Source organism: Streptomyces sp. NPDC058000 (assembly GCF_042886435.1).
Lineage (GTDB): Bacteria > Actinomycetota > Actinomycetes > Streptomycetales > Streptomycetaceae > Streptomyces.
The window spans coordinates 24,870-40,858 of record NZ_JBHVQS010000023.1; the positions used below are offsets into that span (position 1 = coordinate 24,870).

At 73.6% G+C, this 15,989-nt stretch carries 16 protein-coding genes; 4 read left to right on the top strand and 12 right to left on the bottom strand.

Translation table 11 applies throughout. From position 1 onward, the window contains the following. Positions 1 to 2 precede the first annotated feature (2 nt). The gene (locus tag ACFVT2_RS22345; protein ID WP_390020531.1) at positions 3 to 776 is read right to left on the bottom strand and encodes an SDR family NAD(P)-dependent oxidoreductase; all 774 of its coding nucleotides are present in this window, start codon (positions 774 to 776) and stop codon (positions 3 to 5) included. Between the two features lie 157 nt (positions 777 to 933). Between ACFVT2_RS22345 and ACFVT2_RS22350 the strand changes: the two genes are divergently transcribed. Next, entirely contained in the window at positions 934 to 1,944 is a 1,011-nt protein-coding gene (locus ACFVT2_RS22350) for a hydroxyacid dehydrogenase (protein WP_390020533.1), read from the top strand. 144 nt (positions 1,945 to 2,088) lie between these two features. Here the strand turns inward: ACFVT2_RS22350 and groL are convergent, their stop codons facing one another. Beyond that, a complete protein-coding gene (gene groL, locus ACFVT2_RS22355) occupies positions 2,089 to 3,711 on the bottom strand; it encodes a chaperonin GroEL (protein WP_390020535.1) in 1,623 nt (540 codons plus the stop codon). Between the two features lie 135 nt (positions 3,712 to 3,846). After that, positions 3,847 to 4,155 (bottom strand): co-chaperone GroES, encoded by a 309-nt coding sequence (gene groES, locus ACFVT2_RS22360; protein ID WP_390020537.1) that lies wholly within the window; start codon positions 4,153 to 4,155, stop codon positions 3,847 to 3,849. Between the two features lie 408 nt (positions 4,156 to 4,563). Between groES and ACFVT2_RS22365 the strand changes: the two genes are divergently transcribed. Together ACFVT2_RS22365 and ACFVT2_RS22370 are read left to right on the top strand one after the other, a co-directional pair. Then, positions 4,564 to 5,997, top strand: a complete 1,434-nt coding sequence (locus tag ACFVT2_RS22365; protein WP_390020746.1) for an FtsW/RodA/SpoVE family cell cycle protein — start codon at positions 4,564 to 4,566, stop codon at positions 5,995 to 5,997. Positions 5,998 to 6,079: 82 nt separating this feature from the next. Then, the gene (locus ACFVT2_RS22370) at positions 6,080 to 7,279 is read left to right on the top strand and encodes a methyltransferase domain-containing protein (protein WP_390020539.1); all 1,200 of its coding nucleotides are present in this window, start codon (positions 6,080 to 6,082) and stop codon (positions 7,277 to 7,279) included. Between the two features lie 7 nt (positions 7,280 to 7,286). Here the strand turns inward: ACFVT2_RS22370 and ACFVT2_RS22375 are convergent, their stop codons facing one another. The 4 genes from ACFVT2_RS22375 to tsaB all read right to left on the bottom strand — a co-directional run bounded on the left by ACFVT2_RS22375 (position 7,287) and on the right by tsaB (position 10,089). Continuing rightward, complete coding sequence (locus ACFVT2_RS22375) at positions 7,287 to 7,655, bottom strand: hypothetical protein (protein WP_390020541.1); 369 nt, start codon at positions 7,653 to 7,655, stop codon at positions 7,287 to 7,289. 102 nt (positions 7,656 to 7,757) lie between these two features. Beyond that, positions 7,758 to 8,909: a tRNA (adenosine(37)-N6)-threonylcarbamoyltransferase complex transferase subunit TsaD gene (gene tsaD / locus ACFVT2_RS22380; protein WP_390020544.1), complete on the bottom strand. Its 1,152-nt coding sequence runs from the start codon at positions 8,907 to 8,909 to the stop codon at positions 7,758 to 7,760. Positions 8,910 to 8,911: 2 nt separating this feature from the next. Next, positions 8,912 to 9,385, bottom strand: coding sequence for a ribosomal protein S18-alanine N-acetyltransferase (rimI, locus tag ACFVT2_RS22385; protein WP_390020749.1), 474 nt, complete (start codon positions 9,383 to 9,385; stop codon positions 8,912 to 8,914). Positions 9,386 to 9,429: 44 nt separating this feature from the next. Further along, complete coding sequence (gene tsaB, locus ACFVT2_RS22390) at positions 9,430 to 10,089, bottom strand: tRNA (adenosine(37)-N6)-threonylcarbamoyltransferase complex dimerization subunit type 1 TsaB (RefSeq protein ID WP_390020547.1); 660 nt, start codon at positions 10,087 to 10,089, stop codon at positions 9,430 to 9,432. A 120-nt stretch (positions 10,090 to 10,209) separates the two neighbouring features. On the opposite strand from tsaB, the gene ACFVT2_RS22395 reads away from it, so the two are divergent. Continuing rightward, entirely contained in the window at positions 10,210 to 10,788 is a 579-nt protein-coding gene (locus tag ACFVT2_RS22395; RefSeq protein WP_390020549.1) for a hypothetical protein, read from the top strand. 47 nt (positions 10,789 to 10,835) lie between these two features. Here ACFVT2_RS22395 and ACFVT2_RS22400 read toward each other — a convergent pair whose 3' ends face one another. The 5 genes from ACFVT2_RS22400 to ACFVT2_RS22420 all read right to left on the bottom strand — a co-directional run bounded on the left by ACFVT2_RS22400 (position 10,836) and on the right by ACFVT2_RS22420 (position 15,955). After that, positions 10,836 to 11,108 (bottom strand): hypothetical protein, encoded by a 273-nt coding sequence (locus ACFVT2_RS22400; RefSeq protein WP_390020551.1) that lies wholly within the window; start codon positions 11,106 to 11,108, stop codon positions 10,836 to 10,838. 176 nt (positions 11,109 to 11,284) lie between these two features. Beyond that, positions 11,285 to 11,821, bottom strand: coding sequence for a tRNA (adenosine(37)-N6)-threonylcarbamoyltransferase complex ATPase subunit type 1 TsaE (gene tsaE / locus ACFVT2_RS22405; RefSeq protein ID WP_390020553.1), 537 nt, complete (start codon positions 11,819 to 11,821; stop codon positions 11,285 to 11,287). Positions 11,822 to 11,892: 71 nt separating this feature from the next. Further along, a complete protein-coding gene (locus ACFVT2_RS22410) occupies positions 11,893 to 13,170 on the bottom strand; it encodes an alpha/beta fold hydrolase (RefSeq protein ID WP_390020555.1) in 1,278 nt (425 codons plus the stop codon). Further along, on the bottom strand, positions 13,167 to 14,366 hold the full coding sequence (gene alr / locus ACFVT2_RS22415; protein ID WP_390020557.1) for an alanine racemase: 1,200 nt from the start codon (positions 14,364 to 14,366) through the stop codon (positions 13,167 to 13,169). Before alr ends, ACFVT2_RS22410 begins: the two co-directional genes overlap by 4 nt. Positions 14,367 to 14,524: 158 nt before the next feature. Next, entirely contained in the window at positions 14,525 to 15,955 is a 1,431-nt protein-coding gene (locus ACFVT2_RS22420; RefSeq protein WP_390020560.1) for an NAD(P)H-hydrate dehydratase, read from the bottom strand. Positions 15,956 to 15,989 lie beyond the last annotated feature (34 nt).

Here is a 15,989-nt window from a genome sequence, read left to right on the forward strand (position 1 = left end):
CCCTACTGGGGGCCGTACTTCCGCCCCGTACGGGAGGTGAGGCCGCCGAGGAGGCCGCGCGGTGCCAGCTTCACGGCGCCCATCATGGCCTTGTAGCGCGGGTCCGGGATGGACAGCGACTTGCCGCGCGTGAGGTCCTTCATGGCCGCGTCCACGAGCTTGTCCGCGTCGAGCCACATCCAGCCCGGGATGTTGTCCGTCCCCATCCCGGCCCGCTGGTGGAACTCGGTCCGCACGAAGCCCGGGCACAGCGCCATCAGCCGCACCCCACTGCCGGCCAGGTCGCGGGCGGCACCCTGGGTGAACTGCACGACCCACGCCTTGCTCGCGCCGTACGTACCGCGCGGGACGAACGCCGCGACCGACGCCACGTTCACCACGGCCCCGCGCCGGCGCTCGCGCATCCCGCGCACCGCGGCCGTGGTGAGCCGCAGCACCGCCTCACAGTGCACCTTGAGCATCGCCAACTCGTCGGCCATCGGGACTTCGAGGTACTCGCCCTTGTTGCCGAAGCCGGCGTTGTTGACCAACAGGTCCACCGGGTGCTTGGCGTCCGTAAGGCGCGCCTCGACGGCGGCGATCCCCTCCTCGGTCGCCAGGTCGGCGCTGAGCACCTCCGCCTCGATCCCGTGCCGGTCGTGCAGTTCGGTGGCCTGCTCCCGGAGCCGCTTCTCGTCCCGGGCCACCAGCACCACGCTGTGCCCGTCGCCCGCGAGTCGGCGGGCGAATGCGGCGCCGATGCCGGCCGTTGCTCCTGTGATCAGTGCAGTCGTCATACCGGAACGGTAGCGGGGCGGCTCGGCTTCCCACGTGGTGGCCGGGGTGGCGCGTGGCTTGTGTGGGATTGCGCGCCACCGCGGCGGGCAGGCAGCAACCGCCGGAGCCGGTGGAGGCCGCCCGCCACCCTCACCACCACGTACGAGGAGTCGAGAGATGCGCCCAGCTCTTCTTCTGGCCATGGGGCCAGGTATCGCCGAGCGGTTGCTCGGGGAATCGCAGCGGGTCCGGTTGGCACGTCTGGCCCATACGGACAGTCGGCTCGTCGCGCACGAGTTGGCCGCGCCGGGGCCCGGGATAGCGGCGGCCCTGGGCGCGGCGGAGGTGTTGCTGACCTGCTGGGGTGCGCCGCCGCTCACCGCGGAGGTGCTCGCCGCGGCGCCCCGGCTGCGAGCCGTCGTGCACGCCGCCGGTTCCGTCAAGCAGCACGTCACCGACGCCTGCTGGGACCGGGGCATCGTCGTCAGCTCGGCCGCCGCGGTCAACGCGCTGCCGGTCGCCGAGTACACCCTGGCCGCCATCCTGTTCGCCAACAAGCGCGTACTGCCCGCCGCGCACCGCTACCGCACCCTGCGCGCCCCCCACGACTGGCTGCGCGAGTTGGACGGCGCCGGCAACCACGGCCGCACCGTGGGCATCGTCGGCGCCTCCCGCATCGGCCGTCGCGTCATCGAACTGCTGCGCCCGTTCGCCCTACGGGTGCTGCTGTACGACCCGTTCGTGGATGAGGAGGAGGCGGGGCGGCTGGGGGTGCGGAAGGTTCCGTTGGCGGAGCTGTGCGCGGGGAGCGAGGTGGTGAGCGTGCACGCCCCGGAGGTGCCCGCCACCCGGCACCTGATCGGCGCCCGCGAGCTGGCCCTGATGCCGGACGGGGCGACGCTGGTCAACACGTCCCGCGGCTCCCTGGTCGACGAGGCGGCGCTGGTCGCCGAGTTGCGCAGCGGGCGGCTCGGTGCGGTGCTGGACGTCACCGAGCCCGAACTCCCGCCCGCGGACTCCCCGTTGTACGAGCTGCCCAACGTGCTGCTCACCCCGCACCTCGCCGGCTCCCTTGGCACGGAGCTGCACCGGATGGCCGACCATGCCCTCGACGAGCTGGAGCGGTACGCGCAGGGGCTGCCGTTCGCGGAGCCGGTGCGGCGGGAGGGGCTGGGGCACTCGGCCTGACGGCGGGCCGCAAAGCCGGAAAGCCAGAAAGCCGCAAAGCCAGAAAGGGGACCCGGGTACGGGCGAGGCCCGGTCCCGCAGTGGAGCGGGACCGGGCCTCGACGGGTGCCGGCGGGTGTACGGCCGGCGGGTGCGCGTGGAGCGTCAGTGCGCGTGGCCGTGGCCGTGACCGGCGGCGGGCTCTTCCTCTTCCTTCTTCTCGACGACCAGGGTCTCGGTCGTCAGGAGGAGGGAGGCGATGGAGGCGGCGTTCTCCAGGGCGGAGCGGGTGACCTTGACCGGGTCGATGACGCCGGCCTTGACCAGGTCGCCGTACTCGCCGGTGGCGGCGTTGAAGCCGTTGCCCTTGTCGAGCTCGGCCACCTTGGAGGTGATCACGTAGCCCTCCAGACCGGCGTTCTCGGCGATCCAGCGCAGCGGCTCGACGGCGGCGCGGCGGACCACGGCGACACCGGTGGCCTCGTCGCCGTCCTTGCCGAGGTTGCCCTCCAGGACCTTCACGGCGTGGACGAGCGCGGAGCCACCACCGGAGACGATGCCCTCCTCGACCGCGGCGCGGGTCGCGGAGATGGCGTCCTCCAGACGGTGCTTCTTCTCCTTGAGCTCGACCTCGGTGGCCGCGCCGACGCGGATCACGCAGACGCCGCCGGCGAGCTTGGCGAGGCGCTCCTGGAGCTTCTCGCGGTCCCAGTCGGAGTCGGTGCTCTCGATCTCGGCCTTGATCTGGGCGACGCGGCCCTGGACGTCCTCGGAGTTGCCACCGCCGTCGACGAGGGTGGTGTCGTCCTTGGTGATGGTCACGCGGCGGGCGGTGCCCAGCACGTCCAGACCGACCTGGTCGAGCTTGAGGCCGACCTCTTCGGCGACGACGGTGCCACCGGTGAGGGTGGCCATGTCGCCGAGCATCGCCTTGCGGCGGTCACCGAAGCCGGGGGCCTTGACGGCCACCGCGTTGAAGGTGCCGCGGATCTTGTTGACGACGAGGGTGGACAGGGCCTCGCCCTCGACGTCCTCGGCGATGATCAGCAGCGGCTTGGAGGCACCGCCCTGGATGATCTTCTCCAGCAGCGGCAGCAGGTCCTGGATGGAGGAGATCTTGCCCTGGTGGATCAGGATGTACGGGTCGTCGAGGACGGCCTCCATACGCTCCTGGTCGGTGACCATGTACGGCGACAGGTAGCCCTTGTCGAAGGCCATGCCCTCGGTGAAGTCCAGCTCCAGACCGAAGGTGTTGGACTCCTCGACGGTGATCACACCGTCCTTGCCGACCTTGTCCATCGCCTCGGCGATCAGCTCGCCGACCTGCGGGTCCTGGGCGGACAGCGCGGCCACGGCGGCGATGTCGGACTTGTCTTCGATCGGGCGGGCGGTCGCCAGCAGCTCGTCGGAGACGGCCTTGACGGCGGCGTCGATGCCCTTCTTCAGGGCGGCCGGGGAAGCACCCGCGGCGACGTTGCGCAGACCCTCGCGGACCAGGGCCTGGGCCAGCACGGTGGCGGTGGTGGTGCCGTCACCCGCGATGTCGTTGGTCTTGGTCGCCACCTCCTTGACGAGCTGGGCGCCCAGGTTCTCGTACGGGTCCTCGACCTCGACCTCGCGGGCGATGGTGACACCGTCGTTGGTGATGGTGGGGGCACCGAACTTCTTGTCGATGACGACGTTGCGGCCCTTGGGGCCGATGGTGACCTTGACCGTGTCGGCCAGCTTGTTGACACCGCGCTCAAGGGCGCGACGGGCGTCCTCGTCGAACTTCAGGATCTTCGCCATGGGTGCTTCAAGTCCTCTCGTCGCGATCGTCGGCCTCGCCGCCGTGACCGCTCTCGCTCAAACGAACTGCGCCCCTGCCCCGGGTCGGTGAGAACGCGGGAACCAGGGGCGCAGATCAGGGCAAATCCGGGTGACTTACTTCTCGACGATCGCGAGCACGTCGCGAGCCGAGAGGACGAGGTACTCCTCGCCGTTGTACTTCACCTCGGTGCCGCCGTACTTGCTGTAGAGCACGACGTCACCGACCTGGACGTCGAGCTCGATGCGCTTGCCGTCCTCGAAGCGGCCCGGACCGATCGCCAGGACGACGCCCTCCTGGGGCTTCTCCTTCGCGGTGTCCGGGATGACCAGGCCCGAGGCCGTGGTCTGCTCGGCGTCGAGCGGCTGGACCACAATGCGGTCCTCAAGCGGCTTGATGGCAACCTTGGAGCTGGCGGTCGTCACGATCCGACCTCCCCCTTCGGAGATCTCACGGGGTTAACTGTCTGAGGTGGCGACCAGGTCGATCCGTCGTCGCGGGTGCCGGGTCTGCCCGTCGCCGTGTTGGCACTCCCATAGGGAGAGTGCCAACGCTGAGACTATGACGCGGTTAGCACTCGGTCAAGCGGAGTGCCAGCGCGCCGGAGACGCGTACCGTGTCTGCTGCCGGTGGCCGGGCGTGGAATCGGACACACCTTTCCCCCCGGCTGCAACCCGGCCCGCGGCCGCCCCGTCTAGCCCCTGGGACCGCTGAATCCGGGCCACGACCCGGCCGCCCCGCGGCCCAGACCCATCGATGGCGGAGGAACCGTGCGTGGACTGACCAGCGCTCCCCGGGATCCCGGGGGACCGGAGAGCGACGCCGAACGCACCATGACGTTCGCCGCGCTGGCCCAGGCCCCGAACCGTAGGCGCACCGAAGCCTGGCTGCTCGGCTTCGTCGTATTCATCACCGTCTTCGGCTACGCCTACACCGAGCTGTCCATGAAGGGGCAGCTCCCCGGCGGGCTGGCCGGCTTCGCGGTGAGCGTCTTCTTCATCGCGCTGGTGCCGCACCTGGTCGTCCGCCGGTTCGCACCGCGCGCCGATCCGCTGATCCTGCCGGTGGCGACGATGATCACCGGCCTGGGGTTGGTGCTGCTGCACCGGCTGGACATCACCTACGCGGAGAAACCCCGGCTCCATCAGGCGCAGGCGGCGACCGGGCAGCTGGTGTGGACGGTCATCGGGGTGGCGGTCTGCATCGTCATCCTGATGGTGCTGCGCGACCACCGGCTGCTCCAGCGCTACATCTATCTGACGATGGCCGTCGCACTGGTGCTGCTGATGGCGCCGGCGTTCTTCGGCGCGGACCAGTTCGGCGCCAAGCGCTGGATCCTGCTCGGGCCGCTGTCGTTGCAGCCCGGCGAGTTCGTGAAGATCATGATCGTGGTGTTCTTCGCGGGCTATCTCACCGTCAGCCGCGATGCGCTGGCGCTGTCCGGGCGCCGGGTGATGGGCATGCAGCTGCCGCCGGGCCGGCAGCTCGGGCCGATCTTCACGATCTGGGTGATCAGCCTGCTGGTGCTGGTCTTCGAGCGTGACCTGGGCACCTCGCTGATCTTCTTCGGCGTCTTCGTGATCATGCTCTACATGGCCACCGAGCGCACCAGCTGGGTGGTCTGCGGTCTGCTCATGGCCGTGGTGGGCGCCGGCGTCGTCGGCTCCACCGAACCGCACGTCAAGGGCCGGGTGATGGCCTGGCTGCACCCGATGGACATCTTCCTGCCGCCGAACCAGCGGCCGCCGGGTCTGATCTCCGACCAGGCGGCGCAGGCGCTGTTCAGCTTCGGCAGCGGCGGTATAGGAGGCTCCGGCCTGGGCCAGGGCCACCCCGAGCTGATCGGCTTCGCCGGCAACAGCGACTTCATCCTCACCACCGTCGGCGAGGAGCTGGGACTGGCCGGAGTGATGGCCGTCCTGCTGCTGTACGGCCTGCTGGCCCAGCGCGGGCTGCGGGTGGGGCTGACCGCCCGCGACCCGTTCGGCAAGCTGCTGGCGGTCGGGCTCGCCGGGGCGCTGCTGCTCCAGGTGTTCGTCGTCACCGGTGGCGTCACGGGCCTGATCCCGCTCACCGGCAAGGCGCTGCCGTTCCTCGCCAAGGGCGGCTCGTCGATGGTGGCGAACTGGGTGATGGTGGCGCTGCTGCTGCGGATCAGCGACAGCGCCCAGCGGCGGCGGGAACCGGTCCGGCCGGCCCCCGAGCGGCCGGACGCCGATGCCACCCAGCGGGTGCCGCGGATCTCCGGGCCCACGCCCGAGGTCTGATCGACGACGGCGGCTGGACCCGGCGGCTCCGGCCGGCCCGCGGGCGGGACCGTCCGCGGGCCGACCCCACGGCTGGCCCACAATGGTGCGGGTGACCGACCTCGACACCTTCTCCGCACTGCTCGCCCCCGAGGGGCAGCAGTTGCTGGCCCTCCTACGGGACTACGACCCGGCGGACGAACTCGCGGCCGCCACCCGGCTGCGCCGCGACCACCCCGCGCCACTGGTCTCCGCCGCCCTCGGGCAGGCCCGGCTGCGGCAGCGGGCGGCCGCGAAGTTCGGCCCGGACGCGGCGCGGATGTACTTCACCCCGCACGGCGTCGAGCAGTCCACCCGCGCCCCGGTGGCCGCCCACCGCGCCGCCCGGCTCGCCGCGCTCGGCGTGCGGACCCTGGCCGACCTGTGTTGCGGGATCGGCGGCGACGCGCTCGCGCTGGCCCGGGCCGGGATCCGGGTACTGGCCGTGGACCGCGATCCGCTGACCTGTGCGGCGGCCCGGGCGAACGCCGAGGCGCTGGGGCTGGCGGACCGGATCGAGGTCCGGTGCGCGGACGTCACGGAGGTCGACACCGCCGGATATGACGCGGTGTTCGTGGACCCGGCGCGGCGCAGCAAAGTCCGCGGGGGCCGGATCTTCGACCCCGAGGCGTACTCGCCGCCGCTGTCCTGGGCGATCGAGGCGGCCCGGACGGCGCCGCACGCGGCCTTGAAGATCGCGCCGGGGGTGCCGCACGAGGCGCTGCCCGAGGACGTCGAGACGGAGTGGATCTCCGACGCCGGGGACGTGAAGGAGGCCGTCCTGTGGTTCGGCACCGGCCGGGGCGGCACCCGCCGGGCCACCCTGCTGCCCTCCGGGGACTCCCTGGTCGGCGCCGGCCTGCCCGACCCCGAACCGGGCCCGGTCGGCGGCTGGCTCTACGAGCCGGACGGCGCCGTGATCCGCGCCCACCTGGTCGCGGACGTCGCCGAGCAGGTCGGCGGGCGACTGATCGATCCGACGATCGCGTACGTGACGGCGGATCAGCTGGTGCCGACGCCGTATGCGACCGCCTACGCGATCACCGACGTGCTGCCCTTCAACGTCAAGAAGCTGAAGGCGCTGCTGCGGGAGCGCGGGGTGGGCATCGCGGTGATCAAGAAGCGGGGGTCCGCGGTGGAGCCCGAGGAACTGCGCAAGAAGCTCAAGCTCGGCGGCGGGCGGCGGTCCTGCACGATCTTCCTCACCCGGGTCGCGGGGGCGCCCACGATGCTGCTGGGGCACCCCGCCGGGCAGGACGCCTGACGGCGGCTCAGGCCAGGTCGGTCAGGTCCTCGGCGTAGACCCGGGAGAGCGGCTCCGGGCCCACGTACTGCTGGCAGCTGCACTGCCGGGCCTCGTACCGGACGGGCTGGTGGTCCGCGTCCCAGGCAACCGCGGTCCGCACCGTCTCGTGGCACTTGCCCTGCTTGTCGTGCTTGGCCAGGTGGTGCTCGCAGCCGCACACCGGGACGGGCGGCCGGTCCACGGCCTCCAGCGCCAGGCGCTCCTCGCGACGCGCCTCGATCAGGGCCAGCTTGCGCTTGTGCCGCGTCTTCAGCGCCTTACGGAGCGTGCCGCGCACCGCGGATCCGGCGTAGAGGACCGGCCCGGTCAGAAAGAAGAGATACCACCAGTCCATCGCGCCGTCCCCCGTCGTCCCCCGGTATGCGAACGGGGCGGTTCCCCTGCGCCCCGGCCACCAGGATAGACGTCGCGCCGGAGCCCGTACGGGTCCGGGACCCTAGGAGTACAGGTTGTCCTTGCTCAGCTCGTGGAAGTGGTCGTGGTCGGGTGCGTGACCGTGACCGTGGTCGTCGCCGGGGCCGTGGGAGTGGGCGTGCGGGTCCGGGACATGGGTCTCGGTGACCGGCAGCGAGGAGTCCGCGGAGAGGTCCCAGGCGGACGCCGGGCGGTTGCGGGCCACCATCTCGGCGCCCAGGGCCGCGACCATCGCCCCGTTGTCGGTGCACAGCTTGGGCCGCGGCACCCGCAGGCGGATGCCGGCGTCCTCGCAGCGCCGCTGGGCCATCGCCCGCAGCCGGGAGTTGGCCGCCACCCCGCCGCCGATCATCAGGTGGTCCACGCCGTTGTCCTTGCAGGCCCGGACGGCCTTACGGGTCAGGACGTCGACGACCGCCTCCTGGAAGGACGCCGAGACGTCCGCCACCGGCACCTCCTCGCCGGCCGCCCGCTTGGCCTCGATCCAACGGGCCACCGCGGTCTTCAGGCCGGAGAAGGAGAAGTCGTAGGCGGCGTCGCGGGGGCCGGTCAGCCCGCGCGGGAAGCGGATCGCCTCCGGGTTGCCCTCGCGGGCGTAGCGGTCGATGACCGGGCCGCCCGGGAAGCCCAGGTTGAGCACCCGCGCCACCTTGTCGAACGCCTCGCCCGCCGCGTCGTCGATGGTCGCGCCCAGGGGCCGGACGTCGGAGGTGATGTCCGGGGCCAGCAGCAGCGAGGAGTGGCCGCCGCTGACCAGCAGCGCCATCGTCGGCTCCGGCAGCGGGCCGTGCTCCAGCTGGTCGACGCAGATGTGCGAGGCGAGGTGGTTGACGCCGTAGAGCGGCTTGCCGAGGGCGTAGGCATACGCCTTGGCGGCCGAGACGCCCACCAGCAGGGCGCCCGCCAGACCGGGGCCCGCGGTGACCGCGATGCCGTCCAGGTCGGAGGCGGCGACCCCGGCCTCCTTCAGCGCGCGCTGGATGGTGGGGACCATCGCCTCCAGGTGGGCGCGGGAGGCCACCTCGGGCACCACCCCGCCGAAACGGGCGTGCTCGTCGACGCTGGAGGCGATCGCGTCGGCGAGGAGGGTGTGGCCGCGGACGATGCCGACACCGGTCTCGTCGCAGGAGGTCTCGATACCGAGGACGAGCGGTCCGCCGCGGGAGTCAGCCATGTTCACGTTCCTTGTACGGAGGGTGCTTCGGAGGAGGTCTGGGTGGGGCGGCGCATCACCAGCGCATCGACGTTGCCGGGCTGGTAGTAGCCGCGGCGGAAGCCGATCGGCTCGAAGCCGAAGCGCTCGTAGAGGCGCTGGGCGCGGGTGTTGTCGACCCGCACCTCCAGCAGCACCTCCTGACATTCGAAGTCGGTGGCGGCGGCCAGCAGCGCGGTCAGCAGCCGGCCGCCGAGCCCGGTGCCCCACTGATCGCGGGCGGTGGCGATGGTCTGGATGTCGCCGGTGCCGTCGATCGCGGCCAGTCCGCCGTAGCCGACGACCCGGCCGGCCGACTCGGCGACGAGGTAGCGGCGGGTGGCCAGCGGGCCGCGGGCGTGCGCGAGTTCGGACCAGAACATCCCCGGCGACCAGGCGTCCTCGGGGAAGAGGCCACGCTCCAGCTCCAGCACCGGGTCAAGGTCCCACCAGCGCATCTCCCGCAGCTCGGCGGACGGGCCGGTGACGTCGGCTCGGCCACTCACTTCGGAGTGACCACCTTGTAGTTGGCCGGCACCTGGGCATCGGGGCGGCGCAGGTACAGCGGGCGCGGCGGCAGCAGTTCCTCGCCGGCGGCCAGCTTCCGCGCGGCCAGTCCGGCCAGCGCGGCGGCGGACTGGTGCGCGGGCCCGTCGCGCCGTACGCCGGTGAAGACGGTGTCGTAGAGCAGCGCGCCGGCGCCCACCGCCGGGACCCCGGCGACCTGGTCGGCGAGGTCGGCGGGGCGGTCCACGGCGGGCTCGGTGAGCCGGGTCCGCGCGTCGCCGTAGCGGGCCCAGTAGACCTCCTTGCGGCGGGCGTCGGTGGCCACGACGAAGGGTTCGGTCAGCCCGGAGGCGTAGGCGATGCCGTCCAGCGAGCACAGGCCGTGGACGGGGACGTCCAGTGCCGCGCCGAAGGTGGCGGCGGTCACCAGCCCCACCCTCAGCCCGGTGTAGGGGCCGGGGCCGACGCCGACCACGATGTCGGTGACCTCGGCGAGCTTGTGCCCGGCCTCGGCCAGCACCCGGTCGACGGCGGGCAGCAGCAGTTCGCCGTGCCGGCGCGCGTCCACCTCACCGGCGGCGGCGAGAACGCGGGAGCCGTCGTGGAGCGCGGCGGTGACGGCGGGGGTGGCGGTGTCAAGAGCTAGCAGCAGCACGCCTTAAAGACTACGGCGCGGCCGGCGGTGCCGGTTCCGGTGCTACCGTCGATCCCCAGTCAGCCCAGCCCAGCATTCTCCCCGCCCGCGGCCGGGAGCGGACGGAAAGGTGGCACCGCGGTGCCCGCTAAGAGCAGCACGATCGTCACCGGTCTCACCGCGGCCGCCCTGGTCGCGATCGGCCTGCTCGGCTTCCAGGCATCCGCTTCCGCCTCCGGCCCGCTGACCCCGCTCCGGGGTGACGCCCGGGCCGCCGACAAGAAGCCGGCCGCCGGCGACCAGCACGACAAGAAGGACAAGCCGCCGGCCCCGGCCCCGGTCCCGGCGCAGTCCGGCAGCGGCAAGCGCGTGGTGTACGCGCTGGGCGCCAAGCGGGTCTGGCTGGTCGGCGCGGACGGTGCGGCGCAGCGGACGTTCACGGTGGCGCCGAGCACGGTGTCCCCGGTGCCGGGGACGTACCCGGTCAGTTCGCGGTCGGTGAGCGTGACCGGCTCGGACGGGGTGGCGATCGAGCACGTGGTGCTGTTCGCCAACGTGAACGGGGTGGTCGTCGGCTTCAGCGCGGCGGTCGACGGCTCCACGCCGACCCCGGGCGGTGCGCACGCCAAGAAGACCGGTGGCATCCGGGAGTCGCGCGAGGACGGCGCGGCGCTGTGGGACTTCGCGGTGCGCGGCGCGAAGGTCGTCGTCGTTCCCTGAGCCGGCGGCGCGGGCCGGTCCGCGCCCTGCCGCTTCGTCCCTGTGGGTTACGCGGCGTCGCGCCCCGGAGTGGACGTCCGCCCGCCGGGCCCGACGCTTTCCCTCACCTCACCCGACTCGCCCGGGTCGTCCCGTTTGCCCGCACGGGACTCCTCTGCGGCGTCCGGCGGCGTGGAGACGGCGTTGGCCGCGGCGCAGGCCGCGAGCAGTTCGTTCATGGTCGGCGGGGTCTTCCGCGCGGTCCGTTCGGCGCGCCCGGCCGCCGCGACGGGGGCGTCCGCGTGCCGTTCGGACGCGGGAGAGGGCTGGTGGGGGGACATGGACGCCTCCCGGGCTCCTGGGGCAAGCGACAGGGGTTAGGCTCTACTTAGGTACACCTAACCAGGGCTCTTCCCCCATGTGACCACGCCTGACACCGCCCGCGCAACATCTTGCCGACGGCTTGTCGGAAACTACCGGCGCACCTCGCCCGATAAGAGCCCTCACGACCCTTTTGTCAGCAGATCTCCAGCTCCGGAAGCCCGGCTTCCGCCCAGCGCGCGCCGATCCCGGTGACCGTCACCTCGCGGACGTCATCCGCGTCCTCCTCCGGGTGCCCGTCCAGCCCACCAGGCGCGTCCGCGCCCACGGCCCGCCCGATGACGACGTGCAGCCGGTCCTCCGACAGCTCCTCGACCTTGCCGTCGCCCCACTCGACGACCACCACCGACTCCGGCAGCGAGACGTCGAGGTCCAGGTCCTCCATCTCGCCCAGGCCGCCGCCGAGCCGGTACGCATCGACGTGCACCAGCGCCGGCCCGCCGGTGAGCGACGGGTGCACCCGGGCGATGACGAAGGTCGGCGAGGTCACGGCACCCCGCACACCCAGGGCCTCGCCCAGGCCGCGGGTCAGCGTCGTCTTCCCCGCGCCCAGCTCACCGGTGAGCAGCACCAGGTCGCCGGGGTGCAGCAGCGGCGCCAGCCGGCGACCCAACTCCTGCATCTGATCGGGGGACTTGACGGTTACGCGGGCGGTCACGCCAGTGGTGCTCATGCCGCAAATGGTACGGCCCGGACGGGGTGACGGTCCCGTACCGGGCCCGGGACCGGCGCCGCGGGCCGGGCTCAGGCCCGCGCGGTACGCGACCGGCGGGCCGCCGCGCTCGCCCGCTCCACCAGCCCCACCAGGTGGTCGTTGACCAGCTCGGGCCGCTCCAGCATCACCAGGTGCCCGGCGTCCGGGACGCACACCAGCTCGGCGTCGGGCAGCACCTCGGCGATGGTCCGGCTGTGCTCGGCCGGGGTGATCAGGTCCTCCTCCCCGGCGAGCACCAGCGCGGGCACCGCGTCGTACGCCACCAGCGCCTCGGTCTTGTCATGCACCGCGAACGCCGGGAAGAACTCGGCGACCACATCGATCGGGGTCGCCTCGATCAGCCGCTCCCCGAACCGCGCGATCGCCGGATCCACGTCCTGGGTGCCGAACGAATAGCGCTTGATCAGGCCCGCGAACAGATCGGCGGTGGCCCGCCGGCCCCGCTCGACGATCTCGCTCTGCCGCCCCATCGCCTTGAGCACCCCCGGCGCCAGCCAGTGGAACGCCTTCGAGCCCATCGACGGCAGCCCGAACCCGACCTCGCTCAGCCGGCCCGCCGACGTCCCGATCAGCGCCACGCCGACCACCCGCTCCGCCACGTACTCGGGGAACTGGTCGGCCAGCGCCATCACCGTCATCCCGCCCATGGAGTGCCCGACCAGCACGATCGGCCCCTCGGGCACCGCGGCGTCCAGCACCGCCTTCAGGTCCCGGCCCAGCAGGTCGATGGTGACCGGTTCCGTCCCGTCGATCTGCCCGTGGCCGCGCGCCGAGCGGCCGTGGCTGCGCTGGTCCCAGTGGACGGTACGGACCGCGCCGCGCAGCGCGGCGCGCTGGAAGTGCCAGGAGTCCTGGCCGAGGCAGTACCCATGGCTGAAGACGACCGTGGGCGCCGGGGACCGCCGCCCCAGGGCCGCCGTCAGCCGCTTGTGCAGCCCGCCCCGGGCCTCCTGGACCGCCCGGACCTCCTTGCCCGCCCGGCCGCCCTTGGGGGCCCTGACCGCCGGGCCGTCCGTCACCTCGTCGACCTCGTAGTACAGCTCGGTCCCGTCCTCGGCGACCGCCGCTCCCGAGGTGCCGCGCAGCGTGCCGTACGGGCCCTCCGCGTCCAGCGCCAGCCGGGCCCGGCGACGCATCCCGCGGCCCACCGTCAGGCGCTCTATGGCCACCCCGGCCGCCGCGCCCGCCGCGACCACGCCGATCGCCAGGCCCGCGAAGCCCGCCTGGCGGCCCGCCTTGGCCCAGTTGCCCGCCGCCTCCGCGGCCGTCTCGACGGCCTGTGCCGCGACCTCCGTACCGTCGGTCATGCCACACCCCCCGTCAACGCCGTGTCCCCTTCTCTGCGGTCCCCGGCCTGCGCGGGCACCTCGCTGTCCACGTAGACGCGCGGCACCCGCTTCCCGATCCGCGTGACGATCTCGTACCCGATCGTCCCGGCCGCCCGCGCCCAGTCCTCCGCGCTCGGCTCGCCGCGGTCCCCGGGCCCGAACAGCACCGCCTGCTCACCGACCTCGGCGCGGTCCCCGCCCAGGTCGACCACGAACTGGTCCATCGCGATGCGCCCCGCGACCCTCCGCCACTTCCCGGCGATCAGCACCGGGCCCGTGCCCGAGGCGTGCCGCGGGATCCCGTCGGCGTACCCCAGCGGGACCAGCGCCAGAGTCGTCTCCCCCGGCGTCGTGTAGTGGTGCCCGTACGACACCCCGTGCCCGCCCGGCACCCGCTTGACCGACGCCAACGACGCCTCCAACGTCATCGCCGGCCGCAGCCCGAAGTCCTCCGGCGTGCCGACCTCGGGGCTGGGCGAGACCCCGTAGACGCCGATCCCGGTCCGGACGAGGTCGAAGTGGGCCTCGGGGAGGGTGAGCAGCGCCGGGGTGTTGGCGATGTGCCGCACCTCCGGGCGCAGTCCGGCCGCCTCGGCGACCGCCAGCGCCCGGTGGAACTCCGCCAGCTGGGCGGCGATCGACGGGTGCCCGGGCTCGTCGGCGCAGGCGAAGTGCGACCAGACACCGGTGACCGTGAGCACGCCCTCGGCCTCGGCGGCACGGGCCGCGGCGGTCAGCTCCGTCCACTCCTCGGGCGGGCAGCCGTTGCGACCGAGACCGGTGTCGACCTTGAGCTGCACCCGCGCGGCGCGCCCGACGCCCCGCGCCGCGGCCGCGACCTCCCGCAGCGCCCACATGCCGCTCACCGAGACGTCGACGTCCTGCTCGATCGCTCGGCCCCAGGGCCCGCCCGGCGTCCACAGCCAGCACAGCAGTCGGCCGCTGTCACCGGCCTCGCGCAGCGCGAACGCCTCCTCCGGCAGGGCCGTGCCCAGCCAGGGCGCGCCGGCCTCGCGGGCGGCGCGGCCGCAGCGGACCGCGCCGTGTCCGTAGGCGTCGGACTTCACGACGGCCATCAGCTGCGCCCGGGGGGCACGCTTCCGCAGTGCACGGACGTTCGACCGCACGGCGGCGAGGTCAATGGCGGCACGGGCTCGCATCGCTGTCTCGTTCATCCCCCTCAGTGTCGCAGGCGAGGCGCCGCGCCGGCCGCCTTCCCACGTTGTGGTGGGGGTGGCTTCGCATTCCGCCCCGTCCCCGCGGGGGTCGGCAGGCGCGCCGTGGCGGCGCGCGGAGGCGTTCGCGACCGCCCCCGCGGCCCCAACGCAGGCCGTCAGGAAAGAACGTTCTCCCAGGCCGCCCCCAACGCCCCCGCCACCTCCGACGCCACGATCGGCTCCCCGTGCCGCCCGGCCGCCCGGCGCCCCGCGAGGCCGTGCAGATAGGCGCCCACCGAGCCGGCGTCGCGCGGGGCGAGGCCCGCGGCCAGCAGCGCCCCGGTCAGGCCGGAGAGCACGTCCCCGCTGCCGGCCGTCGCCAGCCAGCCCGTCCCGGTGGGGTTGACCCGTACCGGAACCCCGACATCCGGATCGGCCACCAACGTCGTCGAGCCCTTCAGCAGCACCGTCGCCCCGTACCGCCCCGCCAGCTCCCGCACCGCGCCCAGCCGCGCCCCCTCGACCTCCGCACGCCCCCGCCCCAGCAGCGCCGCCGCCTCCCCGGCGTGCGGCGTCAGCAGGGTCCCGGCCGCCCGCCGCCGCACCTGATCGGGCGTCAGGAAACGCAGCCCGTCCGCGTCCACCAGCACCGGGACGTCCGCCGCCAGCACCTCGTCCAACGCCCCCGCCTCGTCGCCGATCCCCGGCCCGATCACCCACGACTGGACCCGGCCGGCCTTCCCCGGCGGGCCGGCGTGCACCAGTGTCTCCGGGAACCGCGCCAGCACCGCGTCCGCCGCCGGCCCCACATACCGCACCGCCCCGGCGCCGCCCCGCAGCGCACCGGCCACCGCCAGCACCGCCGCCCCCGGATAGCGCGCCGACCCGGCGACCACCCCGACCACGCCCCGCCGGTACTTGTCGCTCTCCGCGGCCGGCCGCGGCAACAGCGCCGCCACCTCCGCGTGCTGGAGCGCCTCCACGTCGGCGGTGACCGACGGGCGCAGGCCGATGTCCACCAGGCGGAGCGCCCCGGCCCGCTCGCGCGCCGGATCGATCAGCAGACCCGGCTTGTACGCGCCGAACGTGACGGTCGCGTCCGCCCGTACGGCGTCGCCGGGCACCTCGCCGGTGTCGGCGTCCACCCCGCTCGGCAGATCGACCGCCACCACGATCGCCGCCTCCCGGGCCGCGCGGGCCAGCCGGGCGGCCTCCGGGCGCAGCCCGCCACGGCCACCGATGCCCACGATGCCGTCCACCACCAGATCGGCCCGCCCGAGGTCGCGCAGCGGGTCGGCCGACACCCGGCCGCCGGCCGCGCGGAGCGCCGTCAGACCGCCGGCGTGGGCCCGTTCGGGCGCGAGCAGCACCGCGGCCACCCCTGCGCCGCGGCGCGCCAACCGGGCACCGGCGTACAGCGCGTCCCCGCCGTTGTCGCCGCTGCCCACCAGCAGCACCACCCGGGAGCCGTACACCCGGCCCAGCAACTCCGCGCAGGCGACGGCCAGTCCGGCCGCCGCCCGCTGCATCAGGGCCCCCTCGGGCAACCGGGCCATCAGCTCCTGCTCGGCGGCCCGCACGGTCTCAACGCTGTAGGCAGTCCTCATGCGGCCAAGTGTCACACCGGGGCGCGGCGAGGGC